This window comes from Carboxylicivirga longa (genome assembly GCF_050589825.1).
Classification (GTDB): Bacteria; Bacteroidota; Bacteroidia; order Bacteroidales; family Marinilabiliaceae; genus Carboxylicivirga; species Carboxylicivirga longa.
Window position 1 is genome coordinate 58,466 of the sequence record NZ_JBNGOZ010000019.1, and the last position, 24,566, is coordinate 83,031.

10 protein-coding genes are annotated in these 24,566 nt (G+C 43.1%); all 10 read right to left on the reverse strand.

Going from position 1 to position 24,566, the window contains the following annotated elements; translation table 11 throughout:
* Positions 1-1,375 (reverse strand): leucine-rich repeat protein (locus tag ACRD7A_RS15005; protein ID WP_430812777.1); only part of this gene is annotated, 1,375 nt, incomplete at its 3' end.
* Between the two features lie 559 nt (positions 1,376-1,934).
* Complete coding sequence (locus tag ACRD7A_RS15010; protein ID WP_430812778.1) at positions 1,935-4,289, reverse strand: T9SS type A sorting domain-containing protein; 2,355 nt, start codon at positions 4,287-4,289, stop codon at positions 1,935-1,937.
* Between the two features lie 439 nt (positions 4,290-4,728).
* On the reverse strand, positions 4,729-5,688 hold the full coding sequence (locus tag ACRD7A_RS15015; RefSeq protein ID WP_430812779.1) for a glycoside hydrolase family 16 protein: 960 nt from the start codon (positions 5,686-5,688) through the stop codon (positions 4,729-4,731).
* Positions 5,689-5,834: 146 nt separating this feature from the next.
* Positions 5,835-7,430, reverse strand: a complete 1,596-nt coding sequence (locus ACRD7A_RS15020) for a RagB/SusD family nutrient uptake outer membrane protein (RefSeq protein WP_430812780.1) — start codon at positions 7,428-7,430, stop codon at positions 5,835-5,837.
* 13 nt (positions 7,431-7,443) lie between these two features.
* Entirely contained in the window at positions 7,444-10,488 is a 3,045-nt protein-coding gene (locus ACRD7A_RS15025; RefSeq protein WP_430812781.1) for a SusC/RagA family TonB-linked outer membrane protein, read from the reverse strand.
* A gap of 425 nt (positions 10,489-10,913) precedes the next feature.
* Positions 10,914-14,951: a hybrid sensor histidine kinase/response regulator transcription factor gene (locus ACRD7A_RS15030; RefSeq protein WP_430812782.1), complete on the reverse strand. Its 4,038-nt coding sequence runs from the start codon at positions 14,949-14,951 to the stop codon at positions 10,914-10,916.
* A gap of 148 nt (positions 14,952-15,099) precedes the next feature.
* A complete protein-coding gene (locus ACRD7A_RS15035; RefSeq protein WP_430812783.1) occupies positions 15,100-17,613 on the reverse strand; it encodes a S9 family peptidase in 2,514 nt (837 codons plus the stop codon).
* Between the two features lie 238 nt (positions 17,614-17,851).
* A complete protein-coding gene (locus ACRD7A_RS15040; RefSeq protein ID WP_430812784.1) occupies positions 17,852-19,204 on the reverse strand; it encodes a BT_3987 domain-containing protein in 1,353 nt (450 codons plus the stop codon).
* A gap of 34 nt (positions 19,205-19,238) precedes the next feature.
* Complete coding sequence (locus tag ACRD7A_RS15045; RefSeq protein ID WP_430812785.1) at positions 19,239-21,065, reverse strand: RagB/SusD family nutrient uptake outer membrane protein; 1,827 nt, start codon at positions 21,063-21,065, stop codon at positions 19,239-19,241.
* A gap of 16 nt (positions 21,066-21,081) precedes the next feature.
* Complete coding sequence (locus ACRD7A_RS15050) at positions 21,082-24,528, reverse strand: TonB-dependent receptor (protein ID WP_430812786.1); 3,447 nt, start codon at positions 24,526-24,528, stop codon at positions 21,082-21,084.
* Between the last annotated feature and the right edge of the window lie 38 nt (positions 24,529-24,566).

A 24,566-nucleotide genomic window follows, 5' to 3' on the forward strand; every position in this document is an offset into this window, starting at 1 on the left:
TTACGCTTTCTGTTTTTAGCTCACTGCCATCCCAATCTTCGAAACGCACGCTATAGGTATTAATCGTATATTGAGCCGCTACGGTTAATGCTGTCGTAACGTTATCAAATGCGATGTCCCAACCCGTAAAGGTATAACCAACACGTGTTGGATTTGCTGGGGCCGTGGCTGATGAGCCATGAGGAACTCCCTCTCTCTTTAGTATCTCACCGTCCCAATCTTTAAAAACAACTGAATGACCTGGTTCATACATAGCTTTCACAATCATATCGGCAACAACATTATCATAACTTGCATCCCAGCCTATGAAAGCAAAATTAGCACGTATCGGGTCTGCTGGAGCAACTGCCGAGGATCCTTGTTCTACCTTTACAGATTCAATCAAAGTGTCATCATAATCTACAAATGTAACAGTGTGGATAACTACAGCATCACCATACACGGCATAACTACTATAAAATCCCGTCATCTCAGTAACGATCTTACTATTTTGATCCTTCCACACTTCATTTTTAAATCCTAAAACATCTGCAGGCAAGTCTATTACAGTCAGATTATCATTATAATCAAATGCCTGAGCACCAATAGATGATATCGAATTGGGAATAGTAAATTGACTAAAATCATTACTGTAAAAAGCCTTATCTCCGATAGACGTTACTGAATTGGGAATGGTAACATTAGTAAGACGGTTGCTATGAAACACAGCTTCCTCAATAGTAGTTATTGAAGAAGGAATAGTGACACTGGTTAATTTGTTGTAAGAAAATGCCCCTTTCCCAATAAAAGTAACTGTAGCGGGGATGATTATACTTGTTAACTCATTTGAAGTAAATGCGTTATTTCCAATCCTATTCACTGAAGCAGGAATGGTAACATTACTTAAGTGATTAAAAGTAAAAACACCGTCGCCAATTTCAGTAATAGAATTACTAATAGTAACACTACTTAAATTGCTATGTCCAAAAGCATAATTCCCAAGTGTAACAACAGAATTAGGTATGGTAAGACTTCTTATACCCGTGCGATAAAAAGCACTCGCCCCAATAGTGCTTAGCGAAGTGGGCAATGTCATATATTGCAAATTAGTATTATCTCTAAATGCACTATTCCCTATTGAGGTAATAGTATTTGGAAAAACGACTTTCATTAAAGGCCCGGCATCAGCTTTAGCAAAAGCATTATCCCCGATTACTCTAACTTCTACTCCACTAAAACTATCTGGAATTTTAATCTGAAATTCACCGGTATCATAGTATTTTATTATTGTACCGGTGGCAGCATCAAAGTCTACATCATCAATCGTTAGAGTATATTGCCCTTTTACTGCCAATGAGCAGATTAGCAATAACGTTAGTACGTAATTTTTTTTCATAGCTAAAAATTGGTTTATATTTATCTTGTTAAGTTCGGATTATTGTAATGGAGTATTAATAAATCTTATTTACACCGAGTTATCATTTATACAGCACATGCAATCGATTCAATTTATTACGCGAGAATCTAATTATTCATCAAGTAACCAATCAAAACATACACAATACAGCCGTACCTAAATGTTTAATCATTACAATTTCCTTTTTTTGATTCCACCCCTTATGATTCTCCCCTTGGGTGTCTATAACTGATTAGCGAATGCTAAATTAATTGATTTGACAGGAGAGCTTGCTCTGTATTGATAGATGCATATTATAAGTTGACCAAATGGGTAGATGACTTGAGATTCATAGAGGTAGCTTTAATAAAGATGAAACGTGAAATCTATCAACACCGAAAAAGAAACTGTAATAATAACTAAGCCGGAGAGATCACAGTTAAATAGTAATAGGAGGCAAACCATAATCTAGGCATACTGCCATACTACAAGAAGATCAATCAATTAGAAATACTACGGTCGGTTCTGCATGCGCTGAAACCGACCGTAGATATATTAGTTAGTGCTTTTTAATAAATATCGTACTTCTACTATTATTGCTATCCGAAACAACCAGCGTGTAAGTACCATTTGACAAGTTATGTATTGGTATATCTTTTATACCAGAACCTTCCTGCTGAACTCGTCCATTCATATCAATAATAACATAAGTGAATGGAGTTTGGTATCCTTTTACATTAATTACCGAGGCGGCTGGATTTGGATATACATCAATGCTTAGTTCAGGATTCACCGGGTTGACCCAGGATGGGTTGCATGAACCTGTGTGCATTCCATCCTGCCATAATAAAAATGGATATCCATTGTTAAACTCCGGATTTATTTTCCAATGATCAAGTGTGCCATTTTCACTTTCCCCGGCAAAATCCCATGCCTTTGAAGTAAAAGTGCACATGTTCTTCATCATTTCGGAACTGTAGGCTATCCCATCACCTACTTTAGAGTAATCGGCAATGGTGTTATCAAACAAACAATTGCGCATGGAAAATTCAGTACGTGACCCAATAAAACCACCCACATTGGCACCTTCGGGGCATTCGATGGTGCTGGCACTATAACAATGCTCGGTGAGTCCATCGGTATGTCCCCACCCCACAAAGCCACCAATAGAAGAAGCTGAGGCGGCTTTGATGGTGGTTCGGGCATAAGAATTTTTGATGGTTGTGCTCAGAAAACCCACAAATCCACCTACGATGGATTCTCCTTGAACACTGCCCAGCGCATAACAATGACTCAATTCAGAACCTCCAAAGCAACCCGCAAAACCACCAATATCGCTGAAATCGGAATACACATTACAGTTTGCATAGCAATTGTAAATAGATGCATTCCACTTTGCGTATCCGACAAAACCGCCCACAAATCCATCGTAAGCAGTTCCGCCTGTCACGTTTCCTTCCGAAAAGCAGTTTTCCACACTTGCCTCTGCGATATTGGCAGCAAAAATGGCCGTGCTACTGCCTCCTACCACCCGGCCGTTAGTAAGGCCCAGGTTTTTAACATGTCCCGACTTAATCAGTCCAAAAAATCCGATATTAGATTCTTCCGGACGATAAATGTATACTGAATCAATTGTAAATCCCTGTCCGTCGTATACTCCGCTAAAGCCATTGGCTGTTATGGTTCCATTGCTATTCTTTATGTATTCCCCTATTGGTCGATAGCCCAAAGGAAGCAGTGGGGTTTTGTTGTTGTTATCGTGATCGCCATAATTCCATGTCTGAGATTTACTAAGATTAATTGAGCACATTTGAATAAAATGTTTATCCCATACACCCGGGTTTTGCGAGATCCATTTCAGGTGACAGGCATTTTCTACTTGATATGGATTTTCTACTGTCCCGTCGCCTTGAATAGACAGCTCAGGATAAAAACAGCAATCATCTAGATTAGCTGTACTTTCAAACCCTTGCCACCATAAAAAGGGGTAGCCATCGTTTACCAATGGATTCATTCCCCAAATGCCCTTACTGTTGTTGATAGTTTCGTGCATAAAATCCCATCCTGCTTCCAGATAAGTACAAGATTGCTGCAAGTCGTATGTGCTCCGTGCTGTAATGAAAGTAAGATTATCTCCGGCGACATCTGTATTGTAAAACGAATTTATAATATTATAATATACACTACCCGATAATTGAGGCGAATTGTTGGTTGAGGAAGAAACCACGCTGTAGCAATTGGTTATCTGGCTTTGAGAACCCGATGCTAACAAGCCGTCCGATCTACCTTCAGCAATATTACCCCGTGCGTAACAGTTGGTTATGTTAGAGTAATTTAATTCACCTGTCAAAAGTCCACAATCATATCCTTTTAGCTCGCCCGAAGCATAGCAATAACTTATATCGGTTTTGTTCGCGGTGCCTATAATACCCCCTACATAATTTCCACCAATGATGATAAGGTCATTAAGACCTAACCTGGTGATAGAGGCCTCTCTTGTATTTCCGAATAAACCAAGAGCATAGGCATCAGGGTTATGCATATACACATTACTTATGGTGAAACCGCCACCATCATAATGACCCATAAAAGCCACAGAGGAAAAGTTGAAATATCCAATGGGTGGAAAGCCCATGGGAACATCCGCGGTGCCCGGGTCATTGTCATGATCATACGGATGCCAACTATGGCTCGGACTTGCATCAATGTTTGCTGTTTGCAAAAAATACTTATTCCATGTGTCCTCATTTTGACTGATCCAGTAGAGGTTTTCGAGAGATGTAATGAGATATGGATTAGATTGTGATCCATCACCTGAAGCTGGAGCGATAGCGGTTTGCGCCTGTAAGCCAGAGGTAAACAATAGTAAAACGAGGATAGCAATATATCCAAAAGCAGCTATTTTTCGCATCATGGTAATTTTAAATAAAACGTGAATGTTATTACATTTTGTTAATATAAAAAACACTATACGCCAATTACTTCCATAAGGATACAAAAATCACCAACTATTATCTAAAAATCATTTATTGATAACCGAAAAGTAAATAAAATAGTATTAGCATTCTTATATTAGCCCCATAAATCCATTCGCAACACAGATCCTTTACCTCATCATTACACCATTTTTGTTCAGCGTGTTAAATAATAATTCCTTTAACAAAACCTGGTAGAGCGTTCAAGATATTTTACGGTACTGCTCTTTATCACAAGACACTTAATAAAAGACTCTTCCATAGATGGTTAATTAACATGGGACTTACCAAACTTAGTACTGGCCTCCCTAATCAATAAAATGCAAAAAAGAAGCTTATCCTTAGTATTGATCCAAGAATAAGCCTTTATCTTTTTGTTTAATGAGTACAACAGGCCTTGACCGCCTCGTTGGTTCTACCCTCATCTTGTTTCTTACCATTATAGGTACCTGTGGCATCCTGGTATACACGAACATAATCAATTTCATACTGTAAAGGAAAAGTAGTGTCGGTGGGGTCACCACCATTGGATCCCAGGGCCAGGTTAAGCAGGAGATATTGCTCTTCGGTAAAGGGTCGGTATCCATCCGGATTAATGGTTTCGTCCAGTGATGTGCGATTCAGCAGGTAATCATCGAGGTAAAGTTCAATGGCAGTAGGTGTCCACTCCATGCGCCAGATATGGTATTTATTGGTCCAATCAGGATCTTTATCGGTAAAAAAAGATATAGCCTGATAAAACTCATCCCATTTGGCAACATGTTTTTGACCTGTACCCCAGGCCACATTGGCTAAGATGGATGGAGAGCCATTTTTGATATAAAACTCCATAATATCAATTTCGCCATTGTCGGGCCATCCCTTTTGCGGATTGATACCAAGCAGCCAGATGGCCGGCCAGGAGCCAAGCTCGGTAGGTATTTTGGCACGTATTTCAAAGCGGCCATATTTCCAGCTGTGCTTATCCTTTGTGATTACACAGGCGGATGTAAATTCAATATTCTCGCGATGACGAGCCCAATCGGGTAATTTATCCGATCCGTATTGAGGGTTTGGCTTATTCACCCTTCGCCCTTCGAGTACCAGACGATTATCTGCACAAAAAGCATTGTCAGGCTGATACCACTGCAACTCACGATTTCGAACGAATCCTTCCTCGTAGGACCAGTTATCAGACTTAGGTTTACCGGGGATATTGAACTCATCGTGCCACACAAGTTTCTTACCATCTACCTGCTGTGGTGCAGGTCTGACATCGGGCTTGTAAGGATTTGTCTGAGCAAGTCCAAGCTGTGCTGCAAAGCACATAATAATGAGATTAATTAATTTTATTTTCATTCAATACATTTTAATAAGAACTAACGCTTAAGGATGATGGATCAACTATTGGTGGCATTATGAAAATGTATTAAATACTTATCGGACGACTATGTCTATAGTCATCCGATAAGTCACATACTTAACCACTCATCAATTCGATGTTATTATTTCCACAACGGATGTTGATCAATATTTTTATTGGCGTCTACTTCAGCCAGAGGAATGGGCCAAACATATTCCTTCTCGCCACGGTAGTTACGCTGCTCATAAAGGAAGTATTGGTGGATACCCGAAAAGAGGCTGCGCTCAGCTTCAATATTATCCACCGCCTGCTTTAGCTCTTTCCAGCGATACAGGTCAAACAGACGCAAACCTTCAAAAGCGGTCTCTACTCTTCGCTCGTGCTTAATCAAGGCCAGTAAAGCATCACGATCGAGCGCTGTACCCTCCACTTCTTCCACCGATGGCATATCCACACGGGCACGCACCTCGTTAATAAGGTGGGTTACATCGGCATATACATAGTCTCCTTTCTGCACCATGGCTTCGGCCAGTGACAGTAACACTTCAGCATAGCGGATGACATAAAAATCCTGTCCACTATCCCATGAATCACTTGAAGATTGAAAAGGATCAAAATATTTATAAACATAAACCGTTGACCGTGAAGCAGCCGCACCACCATAAAACTCAGCAGTGTTATTGCCCCATTTCATGCCCGGCACAAATAAAGTCGCCTTTAAGCGTGGGTCGCGGTTATTGTAGCGCAGGGCGTCGGGACGGTTATTCTGCAAGTCATTCTCTCCTTCTTCATACAACGGCGATTGGTGGGTTGGCAATCCATCGGTGCAATGGTAGGCTTTGGCCAGGTCAAGCGATCCATTGATGGCTTCCAATGGTGTATCCCAGTGGGCAGCAAAAGATGATCCCTCTTTTAGTCCGGGGCCCTCGAAGCGCACACCAAATATTACCTCATTATCAGCCTCACCCTCACGAGTAAACAAAGCAGCATAATCATCGGCCAGGTCGTAGCCCAGCGTCATCACCTTATTATAATATTCAATGGCTACTTCCCATTTTTCATTGTAGAGCGCAACACGGCCCAGCAGACTCCAGGCAGCTCCTCGGGTAATATGTCCGCGACTCTCGGGCTCAACAGGTAGTGCATCGGCGGCCTCTTTGAGGTCTGTGATGATGGCATCTACAATGGTAGCACGATCTGTTTTGCCAGTCTCAGCCTCATCCATACCACGATCCTGTGTTAGAAAAGGTACATCCTGATAGGTCATCGTAAGATTCAGATACATAAGGGCTCGAATAGCAATCGCTTCTGCCTTATAGGTAGCCTTTTTTGAAGCATCCATATCAATACCTTCAATGCGAGTTATTAGCGCATTACAGCGATTAATAACTTCATAGCTTGCCTTCCAGAAATCACCCACCTGCCAACTGCTGGGCGTATGAATACCATTGGTGATATCATAACCGGCCATCCAGCCGTCCCAGTTAAAGTGACCACCGTTGTCGGTCATGGCATCCATAAAGAAAAAGCCATTTTCCCAGGGGCCTCCGTTATACAGAAAACCATTCTGCAAGCCATCATAACAGGCCGCCAGTCCCATCATTGCATCTTCGGGTGTTTGCCAGAAGGTTTCATTCGATGAGCCCGTCAGTGATTTTTTATCCAGAAAATCATCGCTACAGCTCCAGCTGATTAACGAAAGTAAAAGGGCGAAATATAATAAATTATGTCTTTTCATTATTTAATAGTCTTTAAAATGAAACATTTACACCAAAGGAGAAAGTCTGTGTATTCGGGTGCACATCATTGCGCATATCACCACTTGTCTTTTCCGGATCAAAATTATCAAGGCTGGTAAATGTTAATAAGTTCGAACCGGCCACATAAGCGCGTAAGGACTGCACACCTAATCCACTGAGTAGCTCAGGCTTAAAATTATAACCTATCTCCAGCGACTTCAAACGCAGGTAGTCGGCCTTGGTGAGCCAAAATGATGAATACTTATCGTTATTGGTTTCACCCAGGCGTGGCATGGATCCGTCGGTGTTATCAGACGAATAGCGATCGAGCCAGCGGGTAGTCATGTTACCGCCGTTGGACAGGGTGGTTTGCTCCCAGTTATAACGGTCGATACCGCCAACACCTTGCCAAAACATACTCAAATCGAAGTTCTTATAGCTAAAGCCCAGGTTAATACCATACTGAAATTTAGGGAATGGATTACCGATAATCATACGGTCATCGTCATTAATATTACCATCACCGTTCACATCTTCATACATAATATCGCCAAGTTGCGGTGCATTACCATATTGGGTAATCACGGTTTCAACTCCATCAACAACAGTAGTGCGTTGCAGATCGGCCTCGGTGCGGTAAAGACCTAAAGACTTCAGTCCGTAATAAGAATTAATAGCATATCCTTCGCGATTCACGGTGTTAAAACCATAATCGGCAATCCCCTTGTTATCAACAATCTCGTTATCTACCGATGACAGGTTAAAACCCACTTGCCAACTAAAGTCGTTTTTTATTTCGCGATAATTAGCCGCCAGCTCCCAACCACGGTTGCGCACTACCCCAGCATTTTGATAGGGTGCTGACAAAGCGCCCAGGAATGATGGTGGCATGGCCAGGCGCAGTAGGATGTCAGAAGTTTCTTTATTAAACCAATCGGCTGTAAGGGTAAGCTTATTATCGAAGAAGGCGGCATCCAAACCAATATCAGTAATGGCTGTTGTTTCCCACTTCAGTTTATCATTGGCAATATTAGGCTTTTTCAATCCGGCGGCCAGGTTATCGCCAAAATAATAATTGGCTCCCACAATCAGCGACTGCATATAGGCATAGTTACCAATTTCCTGGTTACCTAACTTACCCCAGCTACCGCGCAGCTTCAAGGCTGTAAGGAAATCGAGGTTTTCCATAAAACTTTCTCGGTCGATATTCCAGCCCACTGAGAAAGATGGGAAGGTAGCATAACGGTTTGCTTTGGGCATACGCGAAGAACCATCATGGCGAATATTCATCTCAAACAGATATTTTGAGTTGAAATTATAGCCCACGCGTCCGAAGAAGGACTGCAAACTATTTTCGTAGGCCGAGCCTGACACTGTAGGGTTAACAGAACCTCCGTCGAGTTCATAAATATTGTTAGTTGGGAAGCCTTCGATGGAAGCCGATCCCAAATCGGTGCGCGACTGCTGTGTGGAGTGCCCCACCATAACAGTTAGATCATGCTCGCCAAGGTCTACCTGATAATCGAAAACATTCTCATTCAATATGGTAGAAGTCTTTACATACGAATCTGCTAATCGGTTGGTCTTATCCTCGGCCAGCACATTGCCATTAACATCATACTTTTTGCTGGTAGGCTTAAAGGCTGAAACATCCTGACGGTATAGTTTATACGCCAGGTTAGTTCTGAAACTAAGATTTTTCAGGATATCGACCTTTGCAAAAGCTTTACCGTCGAAATGCGTCTGCTCCTGAGTTTTGTTACCCGCGTAAATATCATGAATAGGATTCTTGAAAATAGTGTGCGACAAGGAGGTACCATCCATATAGGCATAATGACCATTACTATATTTCACCGGCACGGTAGGACGTGTAAACCAGGTAATCATGCGCATCAAACCCTCGCCGGACACCGACGTTAAGGGCTCCTGAACATCTTGCTTGCTACCCGACACGTTTAGCCCAAAAGTAAGGATGCCTACCTGCGAGTCGATATTAGAGCGAAAACCGTAACGTTTACTACCGGTATTCAGCATTATACCATCCTGGTCGCTGTACTGGGTAGAAAACATATAACGCGTATGCTCATTACCTCCGCGCATCGACAGGTGATGCTGATGCATGGGTGCCGTACGAAACATCTCATCCAGCCAATCGGTATTGGCAAAATTATCAGGGTCAGATCCGTCATTTAGCTTCTGAATCATTTCAGGTGTGTAAATATCAGCACCCTTGGCTTCGTTAAAAGCGACGGCCCAGTCGGCGCTATTCAAATAATCGGCCAATACTGTAGGGCGCTGAATAGCCACACTACCGGCATAGCTAATGGTAGGCTTTTGATTCTGCCCGCGCTTGGTGGTGATTAAGATCACACCATTGGCAGCACGCACCCCGTAGATAGAGGCAGAGGCGGCATCTTTTAGTACCGATACATTTTCTATGTCGTTAGGGCCAATCTGCGACATCTGCGACACGGTGCTCTCCACCCCATCGATTAACACCATGGGGTCGTTGTTATCGCTAAGGGTACCAATACCACGGATGCGAATCTGCGGACTGTCCTTACCGGCCTGACCCCCATTGTTGGTAAGTACTACTCCGGGCAAGCGACCCTGCAGCATATTGGCTGTGTTGGCCACCGGTGTATTCACCACATCATCGAACTTAACAGCGGCAACCGACCCTGTTAGGTTCACTTTTTTCTGAGAACCGTAGCCCACCACTACCACTTCATCCATGCCAATGTTTTCAGCTTCCAGCACCACATTAAGGCGCGACTGACCAGCGACAGCTGCTTCAGTGGTTTTCATTCCAATAAAAGAGAATACCAATACTGCATCATCGCCCTGAAGCGTGAAAGCATAATTACCATCAAAATCGGTGATGGTACCGTTTGTTGTGCCTTTCTCCAGCACCGTTACTCCCGGAACAGGCTCGCCGGCCTTGTCTTTCACATTACCGGAAATACTTAGCCCTTGTGCATACGAACTGAATGTTATAAACATTACAAGTCCCACAAAGGCCAGAAACTGTTTCAATCTTCTGCGTGTTGTTTTCATGCGTTTAATTTTTAATCATTCTGTAAGTCATTTGGGTAAACTTTTTTACACACCTCATCAGCAAACAAGACTATAAAGCAAACTGCCTACTATAATTATCAATAGTAAATAGAGTAAATACATATTGCGCTTTAGTTGCTTCATTCGCTTATGTAAAAGGTGCGATTGCTGTTTTTTAACGGACATAAGAATTCATTAACTTTTACAGTGGCAAGGTTGTTAATAAATGTTGTCAGCAAGGGACCAATAACTTCAAAGAAGAGGCATAAACCATGAATTATTGCAGGGAAATTCTTATCAAAAAAGGGACATTGGCATGCAGTGAGAAAATATTAAACACTATGATACAGCCCAATACACAGGACAACTCAAGCAACAAAATAAAAAACAGAAGCGAGAGTAAATTTCACATTTAAGGACATTTATTACTTTTTACGATACTCGCTTGGAGTAAGCCCATGGGCCTCCTTAAAATGACGACGGAATGTTTTGACTTCCTGATAGCCCAATTTCTCCACAATTTCTGTCACAGTAAAATTGGTTTCCAACAGGTATTGTGCTGCCTTTTTCATTTTAATACCCATGATAAAATCGCGTGGTGTCTGCCCGGTCACTTTTTTGATTCGCCGGTAGAACGTTGAACTACTCATGGCTAAAATGACGGCCAGCTGTTCGCTGTCAAAGGTGGGGTTATCCATATTTTGCTCTACCGCCTTCAAGGCTTTCTCAATAAAAACAGCATCGGTATTCGACAGATCTATCTGGGAAGCTTCGAGCCGCACTTGTTTGGCATATTTATCGCTTAGCTGCTGACGCAGGGCAATGAGCTGCCGTGCTTTCTCAAGAAGTAACTCGGGACTAAAAGGCTTTGTGAGGTAGGCGTCGGCACCCGTTCTTGCGCCATAGAGTTCATCCTCAGGTAAACCTTTGGCGGTAAGCAACAGCACCGGAATGTGCATTAGTCGTTCATCCTTTTTTATGCGGGCACACAGTTCATAACCATCCATACAAGGCATCATCACATCGGAGATAACCAGGGCAGGCTGATGCTCCACTACACAGTTGAAACCTTCCATGCCATCGGCAGCAACGAATACCTGATAATATTGACTCAAAAGCTCCAGCAGATAATTTCGCACGGCCTCATTGTCCTCTACTATCACAATAGTATGTCCTTCCGATTTATACTTCAAGGATGGCAAATCAACGGCAGTTTGGGCCACTGCCTCATGCACGGGCTGCTGCCTGGTTGATACCTCTTCACTAAGCTTCACCTCATCGGTGGCAAAATGAGTATTCCCCAAGGGTAAAGTCAAGGTAAAGCGCGTCCATTCATTCCTCTGGCTATCCACTTCAATGCTTCCATGGTGCAGATCAACATAGGACTTAACCAGGGCGAGGCCCACACCCGATCCGACACCCAAACGCATTGTGCCCCCCTGGTAGAAGCGCTCAAACACATGGCTCATCTCTGTCTTTGACAAGCCCTCACCATCATTGGTCACACTCATCACCAGTGACTCACCTTTCACTTCCAGGTGAAACCCAACTTTACCGGGCTTACCTGAATACTTAAAAGCGTTGGACAGCAGGTTATCGAGTATCAGCTCCAAACGCTCCTGATCGGCATATACCTCTTGCATGCCGACCTTAATATCGATTTTCAGCACCTGAGCGGATACTTCGGTCATCCCCCTAAACTTAGCCAATACATCGTTCACAAAAGGCACCACATCAAATGATGACACGCACAGCTTTATTTTACCCGTGTCTATCTTACGAAACTCCATCAGCTGATTGATCAAACGCTGCAGCTGTCTGGTATTTTTACTTATCAAACCCAACTTATTGCTTATGTAATTCACGGGAGTGGTTTTTAAATCCCTGGCCATTAACTCTGCAAGAGGAGCAGTGATCAGCGTTAACGGCGTGCGTAACTCATGCGAAATATTGGTAAAAAAGTTAAGTTTATACTCGGTGAGCTGATGCTCTTTCTCAGCATTAATCTTCTCTAGTCTGATCGTATTATTCAGCCGTTCCATCTGCAACTGAAACTTCATAATTAGCATAACAACCAAAATAATAATGATAAGATAGAGGAGCAAAGCATACCATGTTTTCCACAGAGGAGGGTGAACCACGATGGGCAGACTGCTTATTTGGTCAGACCAAACACCATTGGAATTGGTAGCTTTCAGGCGTAGTGTATAATCACCAGGTTTTAGATTGCTAAAAGATAAGAAACGACGCGGACCAATTATCTTCCATTCATCATCAGCACCTTCCATTTGATAAGCATACTGTATCTTATGCGGCGCCTTAAAATCAAGGGCAGCAAACTGAAAAGACACCTCCCGCTCAACATGAGTCAGCTCCAGCCTTTTGATGGCATTTAAGGAAACGTTAATCAAACCATCGTCGGCCACGGATACTTCTTTATTGAGCACTTTAAAAGCGGTGAATACAGGCTTTGGGCGGGCTCTATTAATCCCAATATCTGCGGGCACAAAAGAAGTAACACCCTCAGAGCTTCCAAAAAAGAGAGTATTATCCTTTGCTTTAAAGCAGGCTGCCTCTGAGAAGTTAGAAACTCCCACTCCGTCCGCGTTATCGAAATTAAGCACCTGTCCCTTCACGGTATCAAGTGCCGATAATCCGCCATTGGTGCTGATCCATATTCGCCCCTGCTCATCCTCCAGTATGCTGTTGATATAATCATCAATAAAACCATCGGCTTTTCCATAATAACGGAGCGCACAGCTATCGGCATGAACCTGCGTGAGGCGGTTGAGTCCACAAGGAGTGCCGAGCCATAGCTGATCATGGTCATCAATATGTGTACACAGCACGATATCGCATAAGAGTCCCTTATCGGCTATCAACATGGTGTTGAGTGAGCTAAAAGTCCCCCGATTACTGTCATACTTAAACAAACCATTGTAGGTGGCAATCCATAGCGCTTCCTTCCATTTAAATATATCGGTAATACGATTCTCAGGAAGGTAAGCATCTTCATTGCGACGGCTAAAATGTTGCTTCAACTGATAAATCTCCTGCTGCTTTTGAAAATGATAGAGCCCCCACTGCTGCGTACCCAACCACAAATTATTACCGTCGAAATACAATGACTGCACCTTCTCAGCCATTTCCAGATCGGGACTACTGAAGCGATTTGCCGCCGGACTTAGTTGAGGCTGTCCCTGCCTGCTTTCCTCAACCACAAACAATCCTTCATCGGCACTCACCCAAATACGCCCTTGCTCATCACCTACTATGGCTTTTATCACCAGTGATTGGGCAGCTATCGTCGCATCATCTTCAGCGAAACCAACCGGGCGAAAAACCTTGTTATTTGTTGAGATAAAAAGCCCATTACCCTTAGTTCCCAGCCACAATCGGCTTGAATCATCACTATAAACTGCATTAATATGGCACTTAAGAACATTATTGGCTGTCTCAATATGCAGCACATTAAAATTTGACTTTTTATACAGATGCACGATACCACCGCCATCGGTACCCAGCCATATATTGTCCTTATCATCTTCAAAAATATCCAGTATCACATCATAATCCAGGCGAGCGCCCAATCCCCTATCTGGCGCGATATTAATCTTATGAAACTGCTGCATCTCCTTATCAAACAGAAAGAGTCCTTGTCCCCAGGTGCCGACAAGAATATTTCCATCATCCAATTGCTCAAGCGAATAAGCATCTTTCAGGGTAAAGGAAGGATCCGATGACTTGAATTGCTGGTAAGTGTTATCAAGGTAATTATAACGTATCAGATGCGTTTCCCATCCCACCAGCCAAAGAAAAGGCTCCTGTTCATCCACAATAATTTCTGTGAGGTCACCCTCTAACGCCAGGGGTTGTGTTATGTTACCATCCACTGCTTTAATTAACCCAAGGCCAGTACCGCACCATATTGTGCCATCGGTAGTTTGTACAATGGACGACACTTTTTCATTATCCATCAGCTGAACTAAGCTATCCGTGCCCTGCATCTGGCACCACAGTCCGCTGTACCACCCACCAAACCACCGGTTGCCCTCCCTATCTTCGTGCAAGGCAATAAGCCGCTTAGGCTGATGGCCATCATTCCGGCGCGGCTCAAATTGCTCAGTATGGCTATTGTATTTACAGAAACCGCCCGATTTAGTTCCAATTAAAATATTTCCCTCACCATCGGCCCGTAAAGTTTCTATGGAAGCTCCGGATAAACCACCCTGCCCAATTTCCTGGGGTTTAAACTGCTTAAAGGTATAACCATCGTAACGATTAAGACCTCCCCGCGTGCCAAACCACATAAAACCGTATTTATCGCGGGCAATGGAGGTCACCTCATTTTGGGTAAGGCCATTGGAGGTACTGTAGTATGAGCGGGAATACGTTGAAAGATGCTGCCCCTTAATGGGCAGAAATACACACAAGGATAGTAAAAAAAGAACACATGGTCTCACAATAGAATAATTAGCTGATAATAGGATATAAACGGATTTTAGCGCATCAAAAATAAAGTAATTATGCGAAATTGCAAGTCACAACATTAGACCAAAAAAGGGAACTCGCCGTAGCTCATTCCCTTTTTAACAAGTTTGTATTTCAATCTTATAGATTCTTATCGGGGTAAAGGGTTTTCCACTGTTCCCCTTGGTTTTTCAATTTCATATCGAACCAGGCCATGATGGTATTGTGCCATTTCAGACGCTTATGATAATTCATAATGATATGATTTTCGCCATCGATCAGCACCATCTCCACCTCCTTGTCCAGTATCTTTAGGGCAGCATAAAACTGAAGACTCTCACCCACCGGCACATTGGTATCAGCCGTGCCATGCAGCAAGAGGATAGAGTTTTGGAACTTATCGGCATTAAACAGCGGGCTATTCTCCACATAAATATCCTTCCGGTTCCAGGGATAGCTATTTTTTGTGGCGCCTGCACTGTAGGAATAGCCCCAGTAGCCTTCGCCCCAATAACTGGTAATATCACTGATACCGGCATGAGATATGGCCGTCTTGAAAATATCGGTACGTGTTTGCAGGGTCATGGTCGTGAAACCACCGTAGGAAGCACCAATACATCCTACATTTTCGCTGTCGGCAGCAGGATGCGCCGCCAAAAACTGTTGGGTGCCATCAATAATGTCATCAATGGCATCGCGTCCCCAGCCATTCACATGCAGCGATGAGAAATCCTGCCCAAAACCTATAGCACCACTGGGCTGCAGTACATAAACCATATAGCCGGCAGCGGCCCATATATTTTTAGGATAACGACCACCAAAAGTACGTGACGTTGGAGTGGTACCCCCGTAGTAATAGACGATTACAGGATATTTCTTAGCGGCATCGTAGTTGGGCGGATAATAAACGCTACCCTTTATGGTGGTGCCATTTTTATTTACGAAATTCCAGTCTTCGGTTTTCCCAAGCTGTATATCTTTGTAAAGATTTTCTTTGGGGAAACTAATGCGTGTGCTTTTGCTGTTCTTAGGATTCAGCGCATAAAGCTGCTCGGGAGTGTTGATGCTAGTACCCTTATAGAGCGCCACCGGTGCCTTTTGTGCCATGTCGATACGACTAATCACCTCCACGGGCAAGTTATATGGGGTGAAACGATTTTTTTTCAGGTCGTACTGATACAACTTCACATAGTCCTCATCGGTAGCCGTTAAATAAATGGTATTCTCATCGTGCCAGGAAGCCTGTTTTACGGCAGGATCAAAATCACGCGTTAAGGCACGAGCTTCACGGGTTTTTAAATCGAAAAGGTACAACTGCGTATCATAGACATTGGGCTGATGGCCGGTGCTTACTTTTACACCCAGTTCTCCGAAGGCCTCTGGCGAACCGCTTACCAAAAGCTGTTTCCCATCGGGAGAATACTGACAAGTACCCCCATAAAGTTTATCCTTCCACAAGGTATCCAACGCCAGTGTATTAATATTCATCTGATAAAGGTTCTGCCGCGAGAAAGGTACAGCCGTATAATCGCGCTGCGAGGTAGAGAAAAGAAGGTGTTTACCGTCGGGGCTAATGTCGTGCAGGCTTGTACTGAGATGCCCAAAGGTAATACGCTTCACCAGCTTACTGTCCAAATCGAGCTTGTAGAGAAAGTAACGGGTACGGAAATAGGGCAGGCGATCATCATTGCCAAATATCCTTTTCATGTCACCGGCCTTATCCGCCTTATCGGCATGGCTAAAGATGGCATAATCTTCGTTGGGTGACCAGTTTAGGTGACCCAGATTCTTAAGTCCGGCAGCTACCCTTTCTTCTGTGTTGGCAGCCACATCATAAAGATACACGTCGGTTACGTCATCACGTTTTACCGTATAGGAGATACGGTCTGTAGATGGCAGCCACTGCGCCCCCGCAAGATCACCGTTACGAAATAAGCGCAAAGTACTTTGCTTAGTGAGATCATAGAGGCGCTTAGTGCTAATGTTTTTGCCACTGCCAGCCAGCACCTCTGCCTCATTAATCAAAGCATATCTGCCGGAGGGCGACACCTGCACTGACTGCACATAATCCCCGTTCATCACATCATTTATACTCATAGTACGCGTCGGATCGAGGCTCCACCGAATACTGGCAGTGGTATCACCCGTAGCTTTAAGTGAAGTTGCCAGAGTAAGTGTACTGTCGGCACTCAGCATTTTAAGCATTAAATGGTGCTTACCCTGTAACAGGGTAAGATCAGTGTTAACCACCTGCTTTGCAACTGCAGCCTGGGTCTTTACCTTCTTTCCATCAAGATAAACTTCAAAAAGTCCGTTGCTGACTACCGACAGGCTGGCTTTGGTATAACGATCGCTGCTGATATAAGCACACAAACGTGTTAACTGATGGGGCGCATTGATGCCCGGAACCAGGCTATCCGATGCCACAGTAATACTTGGCAACTGATTACATTCCTGCCCCTCTCCAATCTGGGTCTTCGTCAGCAAATCACTCATCTTAAATTCCTGATTGTCCACGGTTTTGTGGTCGGCAAAGGCCGGTTTAGCCAGCTGCTGCACCCCCGCCATCTTCCAGGTGGCCCAATCGGTTTGGCGCTGCGCCAAAATACTTGTTGTGTAAACACACAATAAAAGAAGTAATGGTATTTTTCTCATCTGCATATATAATATTTGAATGTATCTTAACTCGGCTTATCAGCCTTTATCGTACGTACTATTCACGCAAGGCCAAACTACGAAAGTAAAGCATATTCTCAACTTATGCTATGATAAAACACAGTGTAAAACCGTCCGTCTGCATGATGAGATTATTTAATGATGATTGTGGTGCATATTAAAAGAGGCCGCCTCTTTCGAGACAGCCTCCACAATAAAATGACTAAATTTTTAAGAGCTACAGCTCCTTACCGTAGGCACTTAACTCTCGGATAGCGGCAATAGTTTGGTTACCACCCGAATCGGGAACAATCATACGAATATAGCGTGCCTGGGTTGCCTTTACAGCATATACAAGCGGCTCGGTTGTATTTTCAAAATCGAAACGTCCAACAAACTCCCAGTTTTGACCATCAATACTGGTTTCAAAGTCCAATAAGTAAATTGGATTGTTGGTACTACCACCCCGTGGCAATACTTCTATTTGAGAAATCAGACACTCCTTAGCCATATCGATTGTAATTTGATAAGGCAGTGGATCGGAACCACCGGCCCATGCACTGTGCCAAAATGTTCTTGGATTATCGTCAATCAAATGAATGGCCAAACCTCCATTGCCCCATTGTCCTTCCGCAGGCTCCTGAGTAGTAAATGACTCAATCGTCCACGCGGCTTTAGGAAGAAGGTCGCCCATTAAAGAAAAGGTGTAGTATAACTCATCATCTTCTTCAATTTTTATGACATCGGTGGGTTCACCATCCAGTGAACTTTCGAGCGAAGCAATTTTAAAAGGCATCATATAGTTGCCTGGCATAATCTTATCCTTATGCAACTGATAAGCCGCTATTACTTCTTTCGTTCCATTGGGCAAGTCGATACTTTCCGGTGCCGTATACATCGTTTCGGGCAACAATGAGTAAAAGGTTCCATTATCGGTATTGTACGCATCTACGAGCTCCTGGCTTACATTAAGATTAATATGAATATCCCATTTATTGGTGAACTCCACACCTAGTGCGACATCCATAGAACTTAGGTTATCGGCAGTTACGTCAATTTCATACATACCAGCATTTAAAATTCTCACCTTAGGCTCAGAAACAACGAAGTTTAAAAACATTTCATTTCTACCATCGACAATCGAAAAACCATCAAGTTCTTTCATAACAATGGGTAAAACAAACTTTTCATCTCCGTATGCCTGATATTTGAGAATTTCCTCAGGGTAATACTCCAAATTAATTTGCACATTGCTTTCACCAGCCGGAATTACCACTGGTTCATCAGACAAAGAGTAACAAGACTCCGGCAATATTTCAAAGTTTTTACCCTCAAAATCATTTAAAGAATCCAATAATTCAGGCTGAATTGTAAACAAAACCTTACTGTCACCATTCTCAAGGCCACCTACTGAAATCCAAATTGGCTCAGAATAAGTTTCTCCAACATCGTAGGACACGATCTTTTTCAGGCCCGGCGTTGCAATGGAAAGGACACCGGGTGCCATTCCCTCCGCGTCGAAATTGTCCTTACAGCCAAAGGCACTTGCAAGCAGAAAGATCGTTAATGTATAATATAATAGATTTTTCATAGTTTATAATTTTTAATAAATCACCACATTATCTCTAGCGCCATCCTGGATTCTGCACCAGTGCACCATCTGACTTTTGCATTTCATGAAAAGGAATAGGCTGCAAATACATCTTACGCTTAAAAATATTGCGCTGCATCTTGGTTCTTTTAAAGAAGTTGGATTTATCGCCAGCCATATTCATGCCATGCATGTCTCTGTTTTGTTGCCCCAATAACTGATCAGCGATCATCCAGCGACGGATATCGAAATAGCGCTGTCCTTCGGTGGCTAGTTCAACACGGCGTTCGCGCATGATGGCTAAGCGCTGTAGCTCTTTATCCCCTGCAATCGACGCATTTAGAGTTTCAATAGCAGGTAATCCGGCACGTTCTCTTACGCGATTCAAATAGTCCAATACATTAGGATCAGCCGGATTAACTTCATTCAATGCCTCGGCATAAAGCAAATAAAAATCGGCTAAGCGGAAAATAATTGAAGGGCGAAACTGAGCAGCAACTCCCGGATGACGCTTATGAACCGTACGGTTAAAGCGCTTATACAACAGATAACCTGTCTCTGTATGCTGCCCGGTACGGTCATTGCCAGAACCAAAATGAAATTCTATAACATTATCAGAAATATGCCAGCGACGCCCTTGAAAAAATACTGTATTATAGAAACGAGGTTCGCGATTCACCCACATATTAAATATTTCGTCACCATCAACAGTAGAAAACCCTTCTTCTGAATAAAGTGGTGACCCCGGTAAAAAGTCTTCATCCTTAATTGGGAGACCATCTGCCATGTAGAAATCATCCACCAGCTCCTGATAAATGCCGATATTGCTAATACCATTGGGCTCACTGCGCGGAGTACAACGTCTGTCAAAAGCATCACCGTTCATACCACCCCAGTTATTATTAGCTGTCGCCCAGATTATTTCCTCGTTATAAGTCTGAAATAATTCATAAACATCCTCCATGGGGTTATCCGTATCATAGAGGGCATAACGTCCGGCATCGGCATAGTCGATAAAATCTTTCAAGGCATTCTTTGCCTTTACCCATTTCTCTGCGTCATAATCGGGATACATTCTAACATCCTGGCCAGACTCACCATAAGGTGTCATAACACGTAATGCTTCAGAATATCCTCCATTAAACAATGGACTGGCGGCATACATCCATAGCTTAGCTCTTACAGCTAAAGCCACCCCTTTAGTAGGCAAGGCAAGATATTGCTGATCCTCAATGGGCTCTTGTTCGAGCTCCTCAGCTACAGCTAAAAGTTCTGAATCGATATAATTAATTACCTCATCAAGCGGTGCACGGGGGATATCCAGATTTTCATTGGCATCAAAAATATGATCTTTCACCAAAAGAATAGATCCGTATTGTTCAAAGAGAAGATAGTGATAATAAGCACGCATAAAACGCACATTCGCCTTCATTTCTGCTACTTCCTCTTCGGTTAAATCAGCCGCATGAGGCCCATCAGGCTCAATGGGCTTAACTCGAGATAAGAATATATTTGCCTGACGAATCAATTTATAAGCATGCCCCCAACGGTGAAACTTAACCGTTGATTCGTTTTTATCTGCAATCACGTAATTACGAGCATCTCCATAACCGGGGTGTACTTCATCACAAATACCGGCCCACGGATTAGAGAAACCACCCGCACTCACAATTCCGGAATAATCCGGAATACCTGTAAATACATTGGCATAGTAACGACGGGTATAATCCACATTATCAAATACCTGATCCAAATCCTGTAATCCATCTGCTAACTCGTCAGATACATCCAGATAATCAGTACATGCACTTAAGTAAGTGAAAAGTGCGAATACTAAAATTATTATCTTATTTGCTTTCATATTCTAATCTCCTTCTCTAAAATGTTATATCTAAACCTACTGTAAAAGTGCGTGCTAATGGATAATTTAATCCTCCATTTGAGTTACCCGACTCAGGATCGAAATGTTTAATATCGTCCCACAAGGCAATATTATGCCCCATCACGTACAAACGAGCGTGCTCAAGTCGCAGGAAGCGAAGATCGTTTTTGCTGAAGTTGTAACCCACTTCCAGGTTTTTAAATCGTAAAAAGGAACCGTCTTTCAACCACCAGGTACTTGGCACCTGATTATTGGCATTGGCTGATCCATTGCGATGTAAACGGGGCATTAACACATCCTGACTTGGATTTTCAGGAGTCCATCTATCCAATGCAAAGGTGCGATAGTTAGATTGGTCTACACCCCATGCAAAGGGATACCATCCTTCCGGTGTTGCACCTCCCAAACGCACAGAGGTATTGGCCACTCCCTGGAAAAAGGCATTGGCATAAAAACCCTTGTATTGAAGAGATACTCCAAAACCATAAACAATTTCTGGCACACTTGGGTTACCTACACCTCGTACCTTATCATAGGCATCAATAATTCCATCACCGTTAATATCTTTGTATTTAATATCACCCGGTCCTATCATACCACCTAAAGTAGGCTGAGGCAGATGGTCGCGCAAGGTGTAGTTATTTGTACCATTGGGATTGGTGCCGATAATAAAATCATTATCAGTGTATAAGCCATCAGCAATGTAAACCGTATTTTCATTTACACGCGTACCGGTAACGCTCATCCATGGGTAAGGCTGTTCCAACTCGTCATACTCAACAATTTTGTTCCGTGCGAAGGTAAATGTGGAGCGCACGCCCACTGTAAAATCGCCAAAACTCCTTTTACCATCTAATGACGCATCAATACCATGGTTTTTAACAATACCATAGTTTTGCCATGGGTCTGAACGAAACCCACCCACCTGTGATACAGTGCGGCGTTGCAGCAGAATGTCCCTACGCTCTGAGTTGAAATAGTCCACCATCAAATTCACTTTATTATTCATAAAGCTCATTTCAACACCCACGTTTTGCTTGGTTTCAATTTCCCATGAAAGGTATGGTGCAGCAAATCGGTTCTCATAGATTCCGTTCCCAATTGTGTTAGTACCTCCGTTATCACCAATCCCCTGACTGAAACCGGGACCATTTGTGGTAAAGGTAGCACGGTACAGAAAACGTTCACCCCCAGTATTATCATTACCCGTAATACCATAAGAGTAACGCAGTTTCATGTTGCTAATGATCTTACGCAAGCCTTCCGGATAGAAGGGTTCGTTAGAAATATAATAGGCAGCCCCTACCGATGGGAAAAATCCAAAACGGTGCCCCTTGGCAAAAGTTTCAGAACCCGAAAAACCAAAGTTTGCTTCTACAAAATAACGGTCGCTAAAACCATAGGTAAAACGGCCTACGGCACCCTGCTTACGAAAAGGAAGCGCATTATTGGCATGTTGTGATTCGCGCTGATGATACAATAACATACCACCTACCTTGTGCATATCATCAAAGGTACGGGAATAATTAACGGCTCCCTCAATATAAATATGCTTCGTATTGCTTGAGCTGGTATTTGGGTTGGATAAATCGGGTTGTCCGGAAACAACTTGTGTATAGTTCAGGCTGCCGTCTTCGTTACGACTATCAGCATGGTAACGCGATGGATTAAAAGTACGACGCGAGTAAAAATTACTGTCAAAGTCAAAGCTTACATTCACTTTTGCCGAAAGCCCTTTGGTTACAAAGTCAAGTTTTTGGTTAACCCCAACCTTAGACTGCATGGATGTACGCCACTCTTTGGCATAGCCCGAATGCATTAATAGGTTCCAGGGATTACGCATATTGGCATCACGCTCTTGTGGATAAGTCGCAATAACACCATCGCTATAGTATGCAGGAAACACGTGCGGAGGTGTAATCAGCATTGACCTAAATATCTGCGGTGTACCGGTGCCCGGAAAGGTGTTTTCAAGATACTGACCTGCCAAATCCACTTTAACAAGGGTAGTTCGCGTTACGTCTAGGTCAATATTAGAGCGAAGGTTATAGCGATTCAACCCAATACTTGTATCATACTTATCGGTTGGGTTTTGCTGGAATAACCCTGACTCGTTATAATACGCTCCGGAAACGAAATAGCGAGCCCTCTCGGTACCACCTTTTACATTTAATGTATAACGGTGGTTTGAAGTATGATCTTTAAGCATCAAATCCAACCAATTGGTATTTGGATAAAGATCCGGGTCTTCATTGTTACGATATTTGTCAATAAGTTCTTCGCTAAATAATGGCGATTCGCCATCGTTCGTCATAGCCTCATTATACAAGTTCATATAATCTACTGAACCGACAAACTCAGGCAGACGTGTGGGGGTTGAAATAGAATGCTCGGTACGGAAAGTAATTTTGGCACGTTCAACACCACCACGCTTGGTGGTAATTAAAACAACACCGTTTGCACCCTGCGCACCATATACCGCAGTAGCAGCAGCATCCTTTAATACCGAGAAGGTTTCAATTTCGTCAGGCTCAATATCGTTCATATTACGAGGTACACCATCGACCAAAACCAAGGGATTTGTCCCCCCTGCGAAGGTACTCACACCACGAATCCAAAAAGATGCATTATCGTACCCGGGTTCGCCCGAACGTTGTACAGCAATAAGACCTGACACCTGACCGGCAAGACTGTTGGTTAAGTTACGGGTAGGTACAGTAATATCGCCAGGTTTAACAGAACTTAAAGAAGATACAACACTGGTTTTGCGCTGCTTTCCGAAACCAACCACTACTACCTCGTCGATATCCACGTCACCGCTCTGTAAAACTACATCCAGTACTTTTTGGTTTGTAACACGTACTTCATGAGGTTTCATACCAATAAAAGAATAAACCAGAACGGAGTTAACAGGCACTTTAATCGTGTAGCGTCCATCCATATCGGTAGCAGTTCCTAAAGTTGTTTCTTTAATGGCAATACTAACGCCGGGTATTGGTTCACCCTTATCATCCGTTACCTTACCACTCACTTTTATTTCTACAACTTCCTGCCCTTCCTGGCTGTTGGAAGCCGCTTGCGAAGGTTTTAAAACCACCAGATTACTTGAAACCTGATTATAATCAACGGCTTGCCCTTCGAACAAAATATTCAGGACTTCATTTAAGTCCACATCCTCCACGGCAATGGTAACCAAACGGTTCAGGTCCAATTGCTCGCGCTGAAAGAAAAAAGATACATTCGTTTGATCTTCCAACAAATTTAAAACTTCAAGTAATTGCGCATCACTTACCGACAGTGACACTTTTGTTTTGTCTAAACTATTCGTTGCTCCTGCCTGAAACTGCGTAAACAAAAGTAGCAGAAGCGATACATTTAAAATACGCCATACAGCTTGCCTTCCCCTTTTTAGGAAGGATAAACAATTTGGTTTTTTTTTCATAACTTAGTATTCTCTGTGTGTTAATTAATTCAAATACA

Excerpts from the sequence above, each read along its gene's own strand:
- ACRD7A_RS15035 (WP_430812783.1), bottom strand. The coding sequence starts at position 17,613 with ATGAGAAAAATACCATTACTTCTTTTATTGTGTGTTTACACAACAAGT.
- ACRD7A_RS15025 (WP_430812781.1), bottom strand. The coding sequence starts at position 10,488 with ATGAAAACAACACGCAGAAGATTGAAACAGTTTCTGGCCTTTGTGGGA.
- ACRD7A_RS15050 (WP_430812786.1), bottom strand. The coding sequence starts at position 24,528 with ATGAAAAAAAAACCAAATTGTTTATCCTTCCTAAAAAGGGGAAGGCAA.
- ACRD7A_RS15040 (WP_430812784.1), bottom strand. The coding sequence starts at position 19,204 with ATGAAAAATCTATTATATTATACATTAACGATCTTTCTGCTTGCAAGT.
- ACRD7A_RS15045 (WP_430812785.1), bottom strand. The coding sequence starts at position 21,065 with ATGAAAGCAAATAAGATAATAATTTTAGTATTCGCACTTTTCACTTAC.
- ACRD7A_RS15015 (WP_430812779.1), bottom strand. The coding sequence starts at position 5,688 with ATGAAAATAAAATTAATTAATCTCATTATTATGTGCTTTGCAGCACAG.
- ACRD7A_RS15010 (WP_430812778.1), bottom strand. The coding sequence starts at position 4,289 with ATGATGCGAAAAATAGCTGCTTTTGGATATATTGCTATCCTCGTTTTA.
- ACRD7A_RS15020 (WP_430812780.1), bottom strand. The coding sequence starts at position 7,430 with ATGAAAAGACATAATTTATTATATTTCGCCCTTTTACTTTCGTTAATC.